This is a genomic window from Streptomyces sp. NPDC003042, assembly GCF_053591315.1.
Genome location: NZ_JBSFTP010000053.1, coordinates 41,482 through 54,882 on the forward strand (window position 1 = coordinate 41,482; position 13,401 = coordinate 54,882).

General features: G+C 69.5%; 15 protein-coding genes, 1 tRNA gene, 1 pseudogene and 1 riboswitch. Of the genes and pseudogenes, 9 read left to right on the forward strand and 8 right to left on the reverse strand.

What is annotated here, in order from left to right; all coding sequences use genetic code 11:
* The first annotated feature begins 58 nt into the window (after positions 1-58).
* The gene (locus tag ACWDYJ_RS24155; protein WP_451567678.1) at positions 59-2,494 is read left to right on the forward strand and encodes a transglycosylase domain-containing protein; all 2,436 of its coding nucleotides are present in this window, start codon (positions 59-61) and stop codon (positions 2,492-2,494) included.
* 19 nt (positions 2,495-2,513) lie between these two features.
* Here the strand turns inward: ACWDYJ_RS24155 and ACWDYJ_RS24160 are convergent, their stop codons facing one another.
* The 3 genes from ACWDYJ_RS24160 to ACWDYJ_RS24170 all read right to left on the reverse strand — a co-directional run bounded on the left by ACWDYJ_RS24160 (position 2,514) and on the right by ACWDYJ_RS24170 (position 3,703).
* The gene (locus ACWDYJ_RS24160) at positions 2,514-2,834 is read right to left on the reverse strand and encodes a DMT family transporter (RefSeq protein WP_030009036.1); all 321 of its coding nucleotides are present in this window, start codon (positions 2,832-2,834) and stop codon (positions 2,514-2,516) included.
* A gap of 32 nt (positions 2,835-2,866) precedes the next feature.
* Positions 2,867-2,939, reverse strand: a riboswitch (guanidine-III (ykkC-III) riboswitch).
* A gap of 54 nt (positions 2,940-2,993) precedes the next feature.
* A complete protein-coding gene (locus tag ACWDYJ_RS24165; RefSeq protein ID WP_451488556.1) occupies positions 2,994-3,338 on the reverse strand; it encodes a GroES family chaperonin in 345 nt (114 codons plus the stop codon).
* Positions 3,339-3,385: 47 nt separating this feature from the next.
* Positions 3,386-3,703 carry a DUF3618 domain-containing protein gene (locus tag ACWDYJ_RS24170; RefSeq protein ID WP_451567691.1) on the reverse strand — a complete coding sequence of 106 codons (318 nt, stop codon included), beginning with the start codon at positions 3,701-3,703 and terminating at the stop codon, positions 3,386-3,388.
* A 103-nt stretch (positions 3,704-3,806) separates the two neighbouring features.
* Here ACWDYJ_RS24170 and bcp point away from each other — a divergent pair, with 103 nt between their 5' ends.
* The 4 genes and pseudogenes from bcp (at position 3,807) to ACWDYJ_RS24190 (ending at position 5,832) form a co-directional block, all read left to right on the forward strand.
* Positions 3,807-4,274 carry a thioredoxin-dependent thiol peroxidase gene (gene bcp, locus ACWDYJ_RS24175; protein ID WP_451567679.1) on the forward strand — a complete coding sequence of 156 codons (468 nt, stop codon included), beginning with the start codon at positions 3,807-3,809 and terminating at the stop codon, positions 4,272-4,274.
* 144 nt (positions 4,275-4,418) lie between these two features.
* A complete protein-coding gene (locus ACWDYJ_RS24180) occupies positions 4,419-5,057 on the forward strand; it encodes an HNH endonuclease (protein WP_451567680.1) in 639 nt (212 codons plus the stop codon).
* Positions 5,054-5,708: pseudogene (locus tag ACWDYJ_RS24185) on the forward strand (HNH endonuclease). Before ACWDYJ_RS24180 ends, ACWDYJ_RS24185 begins: the two are co-directional and overlap by 4 nt.
* A gap of 48 nt (positions 5,709-5,756) precedes the next feature.
* Positions 5,757-5,832, forward strand: a tRNA-Leu gene (locus ACWDYJ_RS24190).
* 46 nt (positions 5,833-5,878) lie between these two features.
* Here ACWDYJ_RS24190 and rdgB read toward each other — a convergent pair.
* The 4 genes from rdgB to ACWDYJ_RS24210 all read right to left on the reverse strand — a co-directional run bounded on the left by rdgB (position 5,879) and on the right by ACWDYJ_RS24210 (position 8,185).
* Positions 5,879-6,499 (reverse strand): RdgB/HAM1 family non-canonical purine NTP pyrophosphatase, encoded by a 621-nt coding sequence (rdgB, locus tag ACWDYJ_RS24195; protein WP_451567681.1) that lies wholly within the window; start codon positions 6,497-6,499, stop codon positions 5,879-5,881.
* 30 nt (positions 6,500-6,529) lie between these two features.
* Positions 6,530-6,916 (reverse strand): hypothetical protein, encoded by a 387-nt coding sequence (locus ACWDYJ_RS24200; protein WP_451567682.1) that lies wholly within the window; start codon positions 6,914-6,916, stop codon positions 6,530-6,532.
* A gap of 105 nt (positions 6,917-7,021) precedes the next feature.
* On the reverse strand, positions 7,022-7,792 hold the full coding sequence (gene rph, locus ACWDYJ_RS24205) for a ribonuclease PH (RefSeq protein WP_451567683.1): 771 nt from the start codon (positions 7,790-7,792) through the stop codon (positions 7,022-7,024).
* A gap of 108 nt (positions 7,793-7,900) precedes the next feature.
* Complete coding sequence (locus tag ACWDYJ_RS24210) at positions 7,901-8,185, reverse strand: glucose PTS transporter subunit EIIB (protein WP_451567692.1); 285 nt, start codon at positions 8,183-8,185, stop codon at positions 7,901-7,903.
* Between the two features lie 166 nt (positions 8,186-8,351).
* Between ACWDYJ_RS24210 and ACWDYJ_RS24215 the strand changes: the two genes are divergently transcribed.
* Complete coding sequence (locus tag ACWDYJ_RS24215) at positions 8,352-9,653, forward strand: PTS transporter subunit EIIC (RefSeq protein ID WP_451567684.1); 1,302 nt, start codon at positions 8,352-8,354, stop codon at positions 9,651-9,653.
* A gap of 343 nt (positions 9,654-9,996) precedes the next feature.
* A complete protein-coding gene (locus ACWDYJ_RS24220; RefSeq protein ID WP_451567685.1) occupies positions 9,997-11,271 on the forward strand; it encodes a PTS transporter subunit EIIC in 1,275 nt (424 codons plus the stop codon).
* Positions 11,272-11,341: 70 nt separating this feature from the next.
* Here the strand turns inward: ACWDYJ_RS24220 and ACWDYJ_RS24225 are convergent, their stop codons facing one another.
* A complete protein-coding gene (locus tag ACWDYJ_RS24225; RefSeq protein WP_451567686.1) occupies positions 11,342-12,094 on the reverse strand; it encodes an MBL fold metallo-hydrolase in 753 nt (250 codons plus the stop codon).
* Between the two features lie 195 nt (positions 12,095-12,289).
* Here ACWDYJ_RS24225 and ACWDYJ_RS24230 point away from each other — a divergent pair, with 195 nt between their 5' ends.
* A complete protein-coding gene (locus tag ACWDYJ_RS24230; protein ID WP_451567687.1) occupies positions 12,290-12,724 on the forward strand; it encodes a hypothetical protein in 435 nt (144 codons plus the stop codon).
* Entirely contained in the window at positions 12,721-13,089 is a 369-nt protein-coding gene (locus tag ACWDYJ_RS24235; RefSeq protein ID WP_451567688.1) for a DUF488 domain-containing protein, read from the forward strand. Before ACWDYJ_RS24230 ends, ACWDYJ_RS24235 begins: the two co-directional genes overlap by 4 nt.
* The last annotated feature ends 312 nt before the right edge of the window (positions 13,090-13,401 follow it).

The window sequence follows — 13,401 nt, forward strand, 5'->3', positions numbered from 1 at the left end:
GGTAGACACCATGAGGTACGGAAGTGGATATTTCGCACGGTCACAAGGAGCCCCGGAGATGAGCGACCAGTCACCACCACCGGGCTGGATCCCTCGCGACCCGGACACCCCGACGCACACCCCCACGCACACACCGCGGCAACCACCACGCGGCCGCCCGGTCACCGGACAGCGGCCACCCCCGGCCAAGAAGCCCCGACGGAACCGCAAGCGGACCGGATGGCGCCGCCTCTTCCCCACCTGGCGCATGCTCCTGGGCGGATTCCTACTGCTCGCCCTGCTGCTCATCGGCGCCCTGACCGCCGGCTATCTGCTGGTCGACATCCCCCCGGCCAACGCCGCCGCCACCGCCCAGTCCAACGTCTACCTCTACTCCGACGGCTCCCCGCTGGCCGGCGACGGCGAGGTCAACCGCGTCAACGTCCCGCTCTCACAGATCCCGCGCACCGTCCAGCAGACCGTACTCGCCGCGGAAGACCGGGACTTCTACTCCGAACGCGCGGTGGACCCCAAGGCGATGGTCCGCGCCGCCTGGAACACGGTCACCGGCAAGGGCAAGCAGTCCGGCTCGACCATCACCCAGCAGTACGTCAAGAACTACTACCTGGGCCAGGAACAGACGGTGAAACGAAAGGTCAAGGAGTTCTTCATCGCGCTCAAACTCGGTCGCGAGAAGTCGAAGGACTACATCCTCGAGGGCTACCTGAACACCAGCTACTTCGGCCGCAACGCCTACGGGATCCAGGCCGCCTCCCAGGCCTACTACGGCAAGGACGTCGACGAACTCACCACCGCCGAGGGCGCGTACCTCGCCACCCTCCTCAACTCCCCCAGCGCCTTCGACGTCGTCGCCCACCCCCGCAGCCGCGACCGCGCCGTCGGCCGCTGGAACTACGTACTCGACGGCATGGTGAAGAAGAAGTGGATGCCCGAGGCCGAACGCGCCGCGGCCCGGTTCCCCGAACCCGGCAAGGTCCGCCCGGCATCAGGCCTCTCCGGCCAGCGCGGCTACCTCGTGGAAGCCGTCAAGGACTACATCACCGAACGCGAGATCCTCGACGACAAAACCCTCGCCGAGGGCGGCTACCGCATCACCACCACCATCGACAAACGCCGCCAGACCGCCTTCGTCGACGCCGTCCAGGAGCAGATGGTCGCCAGACTCCGACCCGACAAGCGCCCGGCCGACCGCCTCGTACGCGCCGGCGGGGTCTCCATCGACCCCGCCACCGGCAAGGTCGTCGCCCTCTACGGCGGCATCGACTACACCAAGCAGTACGTGAACAACGCGACCCGGCACGACTACCAGGTCGCCTCCACCTTCAAACCGTTCGTCTTCGCCGCCGCCGTCGAGAACGACTCGCGCACCCAGGACGGCCGCCGCATCACCCCGCACACCCTCTACAACGGCGACAACAAACGCCGCGTCGTCGGCACCCGCATCCCCTACGCCCCCGAGAACGAGGGCCAGGTGTCCTACGGCGACATCACCGTCAACACCGCCACCGACCTCTCCGTCAACGCCGTCTTCGCGCAGATGGTCGTCGACGTCGGCACCGACGAGGTCAAACGGACCGCCGTCGCCCTCGGCATCCCCGAGAACACCCCGAACTTCGACGCCGGCCCCGCCATGGCCCTCGGCACCCTCCAGGCCAGCGTCCTCGACATGACCCAGGCCTACGCGACCCTCGCCGACCACGGCCGCCACACCCCGTACACCTTCCTGGAGAAGATCACCAAGGGCGGCGACACCATCGACCTCCCCGACCGCAGCCCGCACCAGGCCATCAGCCGCGAAGCCGCCGACACCACCACCTCCATGCTGGTCAGCGTCGTCGACAACGGCACCGGTACGGCCGCCCTCGCCGCCGGCCACCCCGCCGCCGGCAAGACGGGCACCGCCGAACTCGACCGCTCGGCCTGGTTCGCGGCGTACACCCCGAACCTGGTCACGGTCGTCTCGATGATGGGCCAGGACCCCGACACCGGAAGCCTGCAATCGCTGTACAACGCCCTCGGCGAATCCCGCATCGGCGGTGGCGGCTACCCGGCCCGGATCTGGGCGGCGTACACGAAGGAGGCCCTGGAAGCCACGGACCCCGTCGACTTCGAACTCGAACTCCAGCCGGGCGCCGACCGGCCCCCACCACCCCCGGCGCCGCTGCAGCCGAGCACCCCGCAGCAACCCCGGGGCAGCCGCCCGCCGAGCCCCCCGACCCAGCCGGGCCGGCCAACGGACGGCCAGGACAACGGAGGCCGGACGGACGGCGGCCAGGGCCAGGGCGGCCAGACGCAAGGCGGCCGGACGCAAGGAGGCCAGACCGACGGAGGACAGACGCAGGGCGGCCAGACGACGAGCGGCCGGACCACCGGCGGGCAGACCGACGCGGGCCAGACGACCGGCGGGCAGACGACCAGCGGCCAGACCACGGACGGCACCACCCAGGGCGGCGCCACCGAAGGCCGGCGCCCCCCGGACGACTTCCTGGAATGACCCGGCCGACCTCACCGCATCAGTGACCGGAGGTCGCCTTCAGCCCCACCACGGCGACCAGCAGCAGACAGATGAAGAAGATCCGGGCGGCGGTGACGGGCTCCCCCAGCACCGCCATACCGAGCACGGCCGCACCGGCAGCACCGATACCCACCCACACCCCGTACGCCGTACCGATCGGCAGCGTCTTGGCCGCGTAGGACAGCAGCACCATGCTCGCGACGATCCCGGCACCCGTGAACACACTGGGCCACAGCCGGGTGAAGCCATCGGTGAATTTCATACCGATCGACCAGCCCACTTCGAGCAGACCGGCGACGAGAAGCAGAACCCAGGCCATGACAGGCACCTCCGGGACGAGAGCGGAACGGGGGTGCGTCGTCTTGTCGTCCTGCAACCCGGTACGGCGCGTCTCGTCGGGGGTTCCCCACCACCGTAGCAAAACCCCATGCCAAGGGCCGGTGACCCCGGTCACCGGCCCCTTCACACGTCACCAGCTCTACAGGTACAGCCCGGTCGAATCCTTCGACCCCTCCAGCCGCTCCGCGGCCACCGCGTGCAGATCCCGCTCACGCATCAGCACGTACGTCGCCCCCCGCACCTCGACCTCAGCCCGGTCCTCGGGGTCGTACAGCACCCGGTCACCCGGCTCCACACTGCGTACGTTCTGCCCGACCGCGACCACCTCGGCCCAGGCCAGCCGCTTGCCCACCGCGGCCGTCGCCGGAATCAGAATGCCGCCACCCGAGCGGCGCTCCCCCTCGGGCAGGTCGGACTTCACGAGCACACGGTCGTGCAGCATCCGGATGGGCATCTTGTCGTGGGTAGTGGTGTTGTCGCTCACGCCCCGAAACCTACCCGCCCACGTACGCCCCGCACGCCGGAGGGTCCTCAGCGCTTACGGCGCGCCGACATCACCAGCAGCCCGACCACACCGGCCGCCAGCAGCGCGACGGGCACGACCCGCTCGACACGGACCGTCCCGTCCTCGTGCCGCAGCGCGCCCTTCACATCGGTCACGAACCGGTTCACGGCCACGTAGGCCCGACCGGCCGTGTGGTCGACGGTGGAGGCGACCCTGGCCTTCGCATCCCCGATGATCGTCTTCGGGTGCATCCGCACACCGATCTCGTCGAGCGTCTCGGCGAGCTGCTCACGGCGGCGGACGATGTCCGCCTCGATCTGTGCGGGGGTCCTGGCTTCGGGCACCGCGCTGCCTCCGTCGTGGTCGTGATCGTGGTCGTGATCGGTCATGGACAGTCTGTCAGCTTAGTCTCGTGACATATCGATCCCTTCCTGAGGAGACTGTCAGATGAGCGAGCGACTTCAGCCGGGCGACACCGCCCCCGCCTTCACCCTGCCCGACGCGGACGGCAACGAGGTCTCGCTGGCGGACCACAAGGGCCGCAAGGTGATCGTGTACTTCTACCCGACCGCCCTGACCCCGGGCTGCACCAAGCAGGCCTGCGACTTCACGGACAACCTGGACGCCCTGGCCACGGCCGGCTACGACGTCATCGGCGTCTCCCCCGACAAGCCGGAGAAGCTCGCGAAGTTCCGCGAGAAGGAGAACCTCAAGGTCACCCTGGTCAGCGACCCGGAGAAGGCGACCCTGACGGCGTACGGCGCGTTCGGCGAGAAGAAGCTCTACGGCAAGACGGTCACCGGAGTCATCCGCTCCACGGTGGTCGTCGACGAAGAGGGCAAGGTCGAGCACGCCTTCTACAACGTGAAGGCGACGGGCCACGTAGCCAAGATCATCAAGGACCTCGGCGTCTGATCCCACCCCGTTTCGACACAGCGGCCCGCATCAAACCGGTGCGGGCTGCTCCGTTTATCGGACGAGAAATGCCGTAACCGTCCGACTATCGGTCCGTTACTCCGTACGAGGGTCGCACGCGCGGCCAGGAGCGGAGGGGGCCGGATGCCGATCAGCCCGTACACGAAGGAACGCCTGACGGAGGCGGCGAGCACGTCACGCACGCTGACGGAGGCGCTGGAGAAGCTGGGGGTGGACCCGAAGGGGGGCTCGCGGCGGTACGTGCACGACCGCATGCAGAAGCTGGGCGTGGACGTCTCCCACTTCGAGCGGGAGGGGGTGAAGTGGACGAGGGAAATCCTGGCGGAGGCCGTCGCCGCCTCGACGACCATGTGCGAGGTGCTCCGGCGCCTCGGCCTCGACGTTGTCGGCGGCCACCACACGCACATCACCCGCAGAGTCAAAGCGTTCGGGATAGACACGTCCCACTTCAAGCTTCCGTCGCCTGCCGGTCGCACCAAGGTCCGCCGGAGCCCGGAAAGCCTTCTGGTCAGGCGGGACGACCCCCAGGCCCGTCGGGCGCAGAGCGAGCAGCTGAAGCAGGCGCTGACCGCGCTGGGCGTTCCGAACACGTGCCAGATGTGCGGCATCCCAGCGGCCTGGCAGGGCTATCCGCTGCCGCTGGAGGTGGACCACATCGACGGCAACTGGCGCAACAACCTGCCCGAGAACCTACGGCTGCTCTGCCCCAACTGCCACTCCACCACCGACTCGTACCGCGGCCGCGCAAAGGGGCGCCGATGAACGTCGGCAACGGCTACACGCGGGAGTTGCTGACCGAGGCTGCGGAGAGGTGTGGCGACATCGATGAGGTCATCGCATACCTAGGCACCAAGCCTTACGAGCGCCTTGGGCGCTACTTGATGGGGCGATTCGCGCACCACGGGATCGACGTCTCCCACTTCAGGCCCACTGGTAGGCGCAGGCCGACCGGCGATGAGAGATGAGATCCGGAGTGCGGTGGCCGAGTCCTAGAGCATCGCCGAGACGCTACGACGCCTTGAACTCCCCGACAACGGTCGGCAGCGTGCGGCCCTGCGCCAGTTCACGGCTGAGAACGGCCTCTCGACAGAGCACTTCCTCGGCCAGGCACACCAACGAGGCAAGCCGGGGCCGACGCCAGTGAGGGTCGCGACAGAGATCCTCGTCAAGCACGACGGAGAACGACGCACCCGCACCCACCTCCTGCGGCGCGCCCTGCGCGAGATCGGCGTCGCGGAGTGCTGCGACATGTGCGGAACGACTCCGGACTGGCTCGGGCGGCCGATGACATTGGAAGTCGACCACATCAACGGCGACTGGAGTGACGACCGCCGCGAGAACCTGCGGTTGCTGTGCCCCAACTGTCATGCGGTCACCAGCACGTGGTGCCGTGGTGGACAAAGCAATCGGTAATGCCACTTCCACTGTGCGGCACGGTGAGCAGTAGAGTGTCCCTTGCTCGCGCCCGTACGCGACCTGGTTAGCGGTGGTCTTTAGGTGGCCACGTATGTCGGTTCGAATCCGACCGGGCGTACCAGGACGAGGCCGGGTCCCCCGATATCGGGGGACCCGGCCTCCCTGCGTCAGCCCAGGAGTTCCCGGACCACCGGGACCAGGGCGCGGAAGGCCTGGCCGCGGTGGGAGATGGCGTTCTTCTCCGCCGGGGTGAGCTCCGCGCAGGTGCGGGTCTCACCCAGGGGCTGGAGGATCGGGTCGTAGCCGAAGCCGCCCGTGCCCGACGGGGTGTGGCGCAGGGTGCCCAGGAGGCGGCCCTCGACCACGCGGTCGGTGCCGTCCGGGAGGGCCAGGGCCGCCGCGCAGAAGAAGTGGGCTCCGCGGTGGGCGTCGTCGATGTCCGAGAGCTGGGCCAGCAGGAGGCGGAGGTTGGCCTCGTCGTCGCCGTGGGCGCCGGCCCAGCGGGCGGAGAAGATGCCGGGGGCGCCGTTCAGGACGTCGACGCACAGGCCCGAGTCGTCCGCGACGGCGGGCAGGCCGGTGGCCCGGGCGAGGGCGTGGGCCTTGAGGAGGGCGTTCTCGGCGAAGGTGACGCCGGTTTCCTTCACGTCCGGGATCTCGGGGTACGCGTCCGCGCCGACCAGCTCGTGCGGCAGGCCGGCGTCGGACAGGATGGCGCGCAGTTCGGTGACTTTGCCCGGGTTGCGGGTGGCGAGGATGAGGCGGCGGCTGGGCGCGGAGGAGGTCATGGGTCCCATTATTTCCGGCCGCCGGGCGTCTCAGCCCGGGGTGCAGACCTTGGAGATCTCGGAGGCGGCGTCGGCGACGGGCTTGATGTCGGGGGTGGTGTCGCCGTTCTCGATGGCGGTGCGGACGTTCTTGACGGCCGTGTTCATGGAGTCGACGGCCTTGGAGAGGTCGGCGTTGTCGGTCTGGTCGCCGACCTTCTTGAGGTTGGCTTCGATCTCGTTGAGCGCGGTCTGGGCGTCCTGGAGGCTGTTGCCGGCTTGGGAGACGGCCTGCTGGAGGTCGTTGGCGCTGTCCGCGATGGCGACGGCGGTGTTGGCGCAGTCCATGGCGGTGGAGATGGCGTTGCAGGAGGTGAGGGCCGGGACGGTGAGTGCGGCCGCCAGTGCTACGGCCGCTATGCGGAGCTTCGGCTTCATCTTCGGGTCCCCCAAGGGCGTGGATACGTGGACGGGTGCACGGCTTCGACACCGTGCACCCGTGACTGCGTAGACGCCGGGCCGGGCCCGGCGGTTGCTGCGGGCCTACGGGACCTGCGGAGTCTGCGGGGCCTGGGGGGTCTGGAGGGTGCCCAGGTCCAGGGCGCCGAGCTGGATGGCTTCGAGGTCGGCGCAGCCGCCGGCGGCGAGGTCGAGGAGGGCGTTGAGTTCCTTGCGGTCGAAGGGTTCGCCTTCGGCGGTGCCCTGGACTTCGACGAAGCGGCCGTCGCCGGTGCAGACGACGTTCATGTCGGTCTCGGCGCGTACGTCTTCCTCGTAGCAGAGGTCGAGGAGGGGGACGCCGTCGACGATGCCGACGCTGACGGCGGCGACGGTGCCGGTGAGGGGCTTGCGGCCGGCCTTGATGAGCTTCTTCTTCTGGCCCCAGGCGACGGCGTCGGCGAGGGCGACGTAGGCGCCGGTGATGGCGGCGGTGCGGGTGCCGCCGTCGGCCTGGAGGACGTCGCAGTCCAGGACGATGGTGTTTTCGCCGAGGGCCTTGTAGTCGATGACGGCGCGCAGCGAGCGGCCGATGAGGCGGGAGATCTCGTGGGTGCGGCCGCCGATCTTGCCGCGGACGGATTCGCGGTCGCCGCGGGTGTTGGTGGAGCGGGGCAGCATCGAGTATTCGGAGGTGACCCAACCTTCGCCGCTGCCCTTGCGCCAGCGCGGGACGCCTTCGGTGAAGGAGGCGGTGCAGAACACTTTGGTGTCTCCGAAGGAGATGAGGACGGAGCCCTCGGCGTGCTTGCTCCATCCGCGTTCGATGGTGACCGGGCGGAGCTGTTCGGGCGTACGGCCGTCGATGCGAGACATGGTTCGAGCCTAGTCCCTGTGGGGCGGGGCCCGTGTCTCCGTGCGAAGACCCCGTCCGGACGGGTCCGGGACGGGGTCGTGGCGTACCGCTGAGCCGGTGGGCTCAGCTCACATCATGTCTTCGATCTCGCCGGCGATCGGGTCGGCGTCGGTGCCGATGACGACCTGGATGGCGGTGCCCATCTTGACGACGCCGTGGGCGCCGGCGGCCTTCAGGGCGGCCTCGTCGACCAGGCTCGCGTCGTGGACTTCGGTGCGCAGGCGGGTGATGCAGCCTTCGACTTCTTCGATGTTCTCGATACCGCCGAGCCCGGCGACGATCTTCTCAGCCTTGGTGGCCATGTGTTTCTCCCTGAGTGTTTCGAAGAACGAGTCTCGGCGGCCGTATAACAGCGTCGTCCGCTTCGTCACGGTAACTCACTGTTGGCCCATCTACGCGGGCGTGCGTCTGGTATCTGCCGAATGATGACCATCAGCAGCAGACCGTCCGGCAACTGGTCTACACCAGTGTGCCGCACGTGTCCCAGCTGCCAAAAACCGGCCGGTCAGGGAGGACGCGATGAGCGCGAGCAGCGCCGCGGCAGTGCCGCGGCCGAAGTGGTGGAACGGTTTGTTCCAGGGGCTGCAGAAGATGGGGCGAAGCCTTCAGCTGCCGATCGCCGTCCTTCCCGCCGCGGGCATCCTGAACCGTCTGGGCCAGCCGGACGTGTTCGGTGCGGACGGTCTGAACTGGACGAGCGTCGCCAAGGTGATGGCCGGCGCGGGTGGCGCGCTGCTCGACGCCGACCTCGGCCTGCCTCTGCTGTTCTGCGTCGGCGTCGCGATCGGCATGGCCAAGAAGGCGGACGGGTCCACGGCGCTCGCGGCCGTCGCGGGGTTCCTGGTCTACCGCGGCGTGCTGCACGCCTTCCCCAAGGACTGCCCGCCCGGGATGACGGACATCGGGGGCGGCTGTCTGACGCCGACCGACACCTTCGCCCTGCACACGTACCAGAACCCGGGGGTCTTCGGCGGCATCATCATGGGGCTGCTGACGGCCTGGTTCTGGCAGCGCTACCACCGGGTGAAGCTGGTGGACTGGCTGGGCTTCTTCAACGGTCGCCGCCTGGTCCCGATCATCATGTCCTTCGTCGCGATCGCGTTCGCCGCGCTCTGTCTGTGGATCTGGCCGCCGGTCGGTGAGGCGCTGGAGAGCTTCTCCGACTGGCTGGTGGGTCTGGGTGCCTGGGGTGCGGGCATCTTCGGCATCGCGAACCGTGCGCTGCTGGTCATCGGCCTGCACCAGTTCCTGAACGTGCCGGTGTGGTTCCAGTTCGGGAGCTTCACCAAGCCGGACGGGCAGACGGTGCACGGTGACATCAACATGTTCCTGGCGGGCGACCCGGATGCCGGTCAGTTCTTGACGGGCTTCTTCCCGATCATGATGTTCGCCCTGCCGGCGGCGGCGCTGGCCATCACGCACTGCGCGAAGCCGCTGCGGCGCAAGGAGGTGGGCGGTCTGATGCTGTCGGTGGGTCTGACGTCGTTCGTCACGGGCATCACCGAGCCGCTGGAGTACTCGTTCCTCTTCGTGGCGCCGCTGCTGTACGTGATCCACGCGGTGCTGACGGGTGTGTCGATGGCGGTGACGTGGGCGCTGGGGGTGAAGGACGGCTTCAGCTTCTCGGCGGGCCTGATCGACTACGTCATCAACTGGGGCCTGGCGACCAAGCCCTGGCTGATCATTCCGATCGGGCTGGGCTTCGCGGTGGTGTATTACGCGGTCTTCCGTTTCGCGATCACGAAGTTCGACATCCCGACGCCGGGCCGGGAGTCGGACGAGGAGATCGCGGCGATGCAGGCGGAGACCACCAAGCCGTGACCACCAAGCCGTGATCGGCGGGCCGTACCCACCAAGGGGCGACCGGCAGGCCGCGGCGGGCCCTTCGGCGCCGGTAGGCGAGGCTCTCGGATCCCGGATCCGGGGCCTTCGCCATGTCCGCAGGACCTGTGGTCCCGCCATCCGGCCGGGCCGGACCCGGTGTGGCGTAGGCCACAGGAAATTGAAGGTTCCTTATCTAACCCCCACCGTGTTACAACTGGTCTACACCACCCATTGGTGTAGACCACGCGGGCCTGAATCCAGTCCTGCGGTCCCCCTTTTCTGAGACGTCGCCTCCCCCTTCCTTGCTCCTGGGCGGCGCCTTGCCCACTGGAGGAAGTCCATGTCCACAGCCACCGCTGCCGCGGAAAAGAAGAAGGGCGCTGGCGTGATGGCCGTCATGCAGCGCATCGGCCGGAGCCTCATGCTCCCCGTTGCCGTGCTGCCTGCCGGCGCGCTCCTGCTCCGCCTGGGTGCGGGCGACATGCTCGGCGACAAGGACGTCTTCCCGACGTTCATCCTCAAGATCGCCGGTTACATGGCCGCCGGTGGTGGCGCGATCCTCGACAACATGGCGCTGCTGTTCGCCGTCGGCATCGCGATCGGCTTCGCCAAGAAGTCGGACGGCTCCACCGCCCTGGCCGCCGTCACCGGTTACCTCGTCTTCCAGAAGGTGCTCGCCACCTTCACCGACAGCAACCTTCCGAAGGTCGCCAAGGTCGTCGACGGCAAAATCGTCATGGTGGACGCCGCGGTCAACGCCGGTGTCCTCGGCGGTGTCGTGATGGGCATCATCACCGCCCTGCTCTACCAGAAGTTCTACCGGACCAAGCTGCCCGACTGGGCCGGCTTCTTCGGCGGCCGCCGCATGGTCCCCATCCTCTCCGCCCTCGCGGGTCTGGTCGCCGGCATCGTCTTCGGTCTGATCTGGCCGGTCCTCGGCACGGGTCTGCACAACTTCGGTGAGTGGCTGACCGGTTCGGGCGCCGTCGGCGCGGGCATCTTCGGTGTCGCCAACCGTGCGCTGATCCCGATCGGCATGCACCACCTGCTGAACTCCTTCCCGTGGTTCCAGGCCGGTTCCTTCGACACCCCCACCGGTGCCGTCCACGGTGACATCGGCCGCTTCCTCGCCGGTGACCCGACCGCCGGCCAGTTCATGACCGGCTTCTTCCCGATCATGATGTTCGCCCTCCCGGCGGCCTGCCTCGCGATCGTCCACTGCGCCCGCCCCGAGCGCCGCAAGGTCGTCGGCGGCATGATGTTCTCCCTCGCGGCCACCGCCTTCGTCACCGGTGTGACCGAGCCGATCGAGTTCACCTTCATGTTCATCGCCCCGGTGCTGTACGCGATCCACGCGGTGCTGACCGGTGTCTCCCTGGCTCTGACCTGGGCCCTGGGGATGCGCGACGGCTTCGGCTTCTCCGCCGGTGCGGTCGACTTCCTGCTGAACCTGGGCATCGCCAACAACCCGTGGGGCCTGGCCGGTGTCGGTCTGTGCTTCGCGGTGGTCTACTACTTCGTCTTCCGCTTCGCGATCACGAAGTTCAACCTGCCGACGCCGGGCCGCGAGTCCGACGAGGAGCTCGCCGAGCTCGTGAAGGCCGAGGCCAAGTAGCAGTCCCCGTACGCGGACGAAGCCCCCGCTCTCCCGGAAGGGAGGGCGGGGGCTTCGTGCTGTCGTGGCGTCAGACCTCGTACACGGCGCCCGCGTGGGCGAGGTCGACCCGGCCGTCGTAGACCGCGCGGGCGTCGGCCAGGTTCTGCGCGGCGTCCGTCCACGGCGGGATGTGGGTCAGCACGAGCCGGCCGACCTTGCCGCCGCGCGCGTACTCGCCGGCCTCGCGGCCGTTGAGGTGGAGGTCCGGGATGTCCTCCTTGCCGTGCGTGAAGGACGCCTCGCACAGGAACAGGTCGGCCCCCTCGGCCAGCGACGCCAGCTCCGGGCACGCGCCGGTGTCGCCGGAGTACACGAGGGAACGCCCGCCGTGCTCCACGCGGATGCCGAACGACTCCACCGGGTGGCGGACCTTCTCGGTACGGATCCGGAACGGTCCGATCTCGAAGGTGTCGGACTTCAGGGAGCGGAAGTCGAAGACCTCGCTCATCGAACTCTCGTCCGGGACGTCCTCGTAGGCGGTGGTCAGGCGCTGCTCGGTGCCCTCGGGTCCGTAGACGGGAATCGCGCCGCAGCGGCCGCCCTCGTGCCGGTAGTAGCGGGCGACGAAGTACGCGCACATGTCGATGCAGTGATCGGCGTGCAGGTGGCTCAGGAAGATCGCGTCGAGGTCGTAGAGACCGCAGTGGCGCTGGAGCGCGCCGAGGGAACCGTTGCCCATGTCGAGGAGCAGCCGGAAGCCGTCGGCCTCGACGAGGTAGCTCGAACAGGCCGATTCCGCGGACGGGAACGACCCCGAACAGCCGACGACGGTGAGCTTCATGGAGCGTGAACCTCCGTTGACGGTCCGTGGACGGAATGCGGGCCGTGCGTGGGTCGAGCGTAAGGCGCCGAACCGCCGGTCGCTCCTTCGCGGCAGGCCGTTGTGGGGGGAATCACCTGTCGTGTCACCCAGGGGAGCGACGAGGGGTACAGGAGTTGCCGCGCCGGGGGCCTTCGGCGCGGCTACGGTCGGAATATGGACACGTCCTGGTGGCCCGCCTTGGCGGCGGCGGTCGCCGTGGCGGTGCTGGTGCTGCTCCCGCGGCGGGTCCTGCGGACGGGGCCGGATCCGGCGAGGACCGCGCGGCCGCCGCCGCACGGGCCGGGGCCACCGCCGCGGGTGCGGGCCGGTGAGCTGTGGTGCCTGGGGGACGGGCGGGCGTGTCTGGTGCTGGCGGTACGGGTCCACCGGGAGCGGGCGCGGGTCGCGTGGATCACGGGCAAGTACGACGACCGGCGACCCGGGGTGATCCCGCTGCCGCCGGGGGTGGCGGGTATGCGGGGGCGGGCCGGCTTCCTGGAGGCGGACCGGCCGGCGGAGGTGTGGCTGTGGGAGTTCCGGACCAGGCTGGGGACGCTGGATCCGACGGTGTGGGACGAGGTGAAGGGGTTGGGAGGTGGTGCGGGGTGAGTGCGTCGGCGGACCGGGTGCGGGTGCGGCGTGTCTACGATCCGCCGGAGCCGGACGACGGGGTGAGGGTCCTCGTGGACCGGCTGTGGCCGCGGGGGTTGGCGAAGGCCGCGGCCGGGGTGGACGAGTGGCCGAAGGCGGTGACACCGTCGACGGAGCTGAGGAAGTGGTTCCACGGGGGCGGAGGCTCGGCCGGGGAGTTCCGGCAGCGGTACGAGGCGGAGCTGGCGGAGCCGGAGGCGGTGGAGGAACTGGCGCGGCTGCGGGCGCTGGCGGCCGCCGGGCCGGTGACGCTGCTGACGGCGGTCCGTGATCCGGGGACGAGCCACGCCGCCGTCCTGGCGGAGCTCCTGTCGCCCTCCTGACCCGGGGGCCGGTCCGTGACCCGCCGCCGTGACCGGGGGCCGGTCCGTGACCCGCCGCCGTGACCCCGGGGGGCCGGTCCGTGACCCGCCGCCGTGACCCCGGGGGGCCGGTCCGTGACCGCGGCGGGGTGGTCCGCATCCCGATGCGGGGGCCGGTCGGCCGGGCCGGAGCCGGCGTCCGCCGGGCGGGTACGGGTGCCGCTGCGCGGGGCTTCTCCCCGCCCCGCCCTTCCACCGTTCCGGGGGGGGGGGGGGGGGGCCATCGGGCCGGGCGGCGGGGGGGGTGGCGGGGGCGGGCTCGGCGCGGGGGGC

Excerpts from the sequence above, each read along its gene's own strand:
- ACWDYJ_RS24155 (WP_451567678.1), top strand. The coding sequence starts at position 59 with ATGAGCGACCAGTCACCACCACCGGGCTGGATCCCTCGCGACCCGGAC.
- ACWDYJ_RS24160 (WP_030009036.1), bottom strand. The coding sequence starts at position 2,834 with ATGGCCTGGGTTCTGCTTCTCGTCGCCGGTCTGCTCGAAGTGGGCTGG.
- bcp (WP_451567679.1), top strand. The coding sequence starts at position 3,807 with ATGAGCGAGCGACTTCAGCCGGGCGACACCGCCCCCGCCTTCACCCTG.
- ACWDYJ_RS24180 (WP_451567680.1), top strand. The coding sequence starts at position 4,419 with ATGCCGATCAGCCCGTACACGAAGGAACGCCTGACGGAGGCGGCGAGC.
- rdgB (WP_451567681.1), bottom strand. The coding sequence starts at position 6,499 with ATGACCTCCTCCGCGCCCAGCCGCCGCCTCATCCTCGCCACCCGCAAC.
- ACWDYJ_RS24200 (WP_451567682.1), bottom strand. The coding sequence starts at position 6,916 with ATGAAGCCGAAGCTCCGCATAGCGGCCGTAGCACTGGCGGCCGCACTC.
- rph (WP_451567683.1), bottom strand. The coding sequence starts at position 7,792 with ATGTCTCGCATCGACGGCCGTACGCCCGAACAGCTCCGCCCGGTCACC.
- ACWDYJ_RS24215 (WP_451567684.1), top strand. The coding sequence starts at position 8,352 with ATGAGCGCGAGCAGCGCCGCGGCAGTGCCGCGGCCGAAGTGGTGGAAC.
- ACWDYJ_RS24220 (WP_451567685.1), top strand. The coding sequence starts at position 9,997 with ATGTCCACAGCCACCGCTGCCGCGGAAAAGAAGAAGGGCGCTGGCGTG.
- ACWDYJ_RS24225 (WP_451567686.1), bottom strand. The coding sequence starts at position 12,094 with ATGAAGCTCACCGTCGTCGGCTGTTCGGGGTCGTTCCCGTCCGCGGAA.
- ACWDYJ_RS24230 (WP_451567687.1), top strand. The coding sequence starts at position 12,290 with ATGGACACGTCCTGGTGGCCCGCCTTGGCGGCGGCGGTCGCCGTGGCG.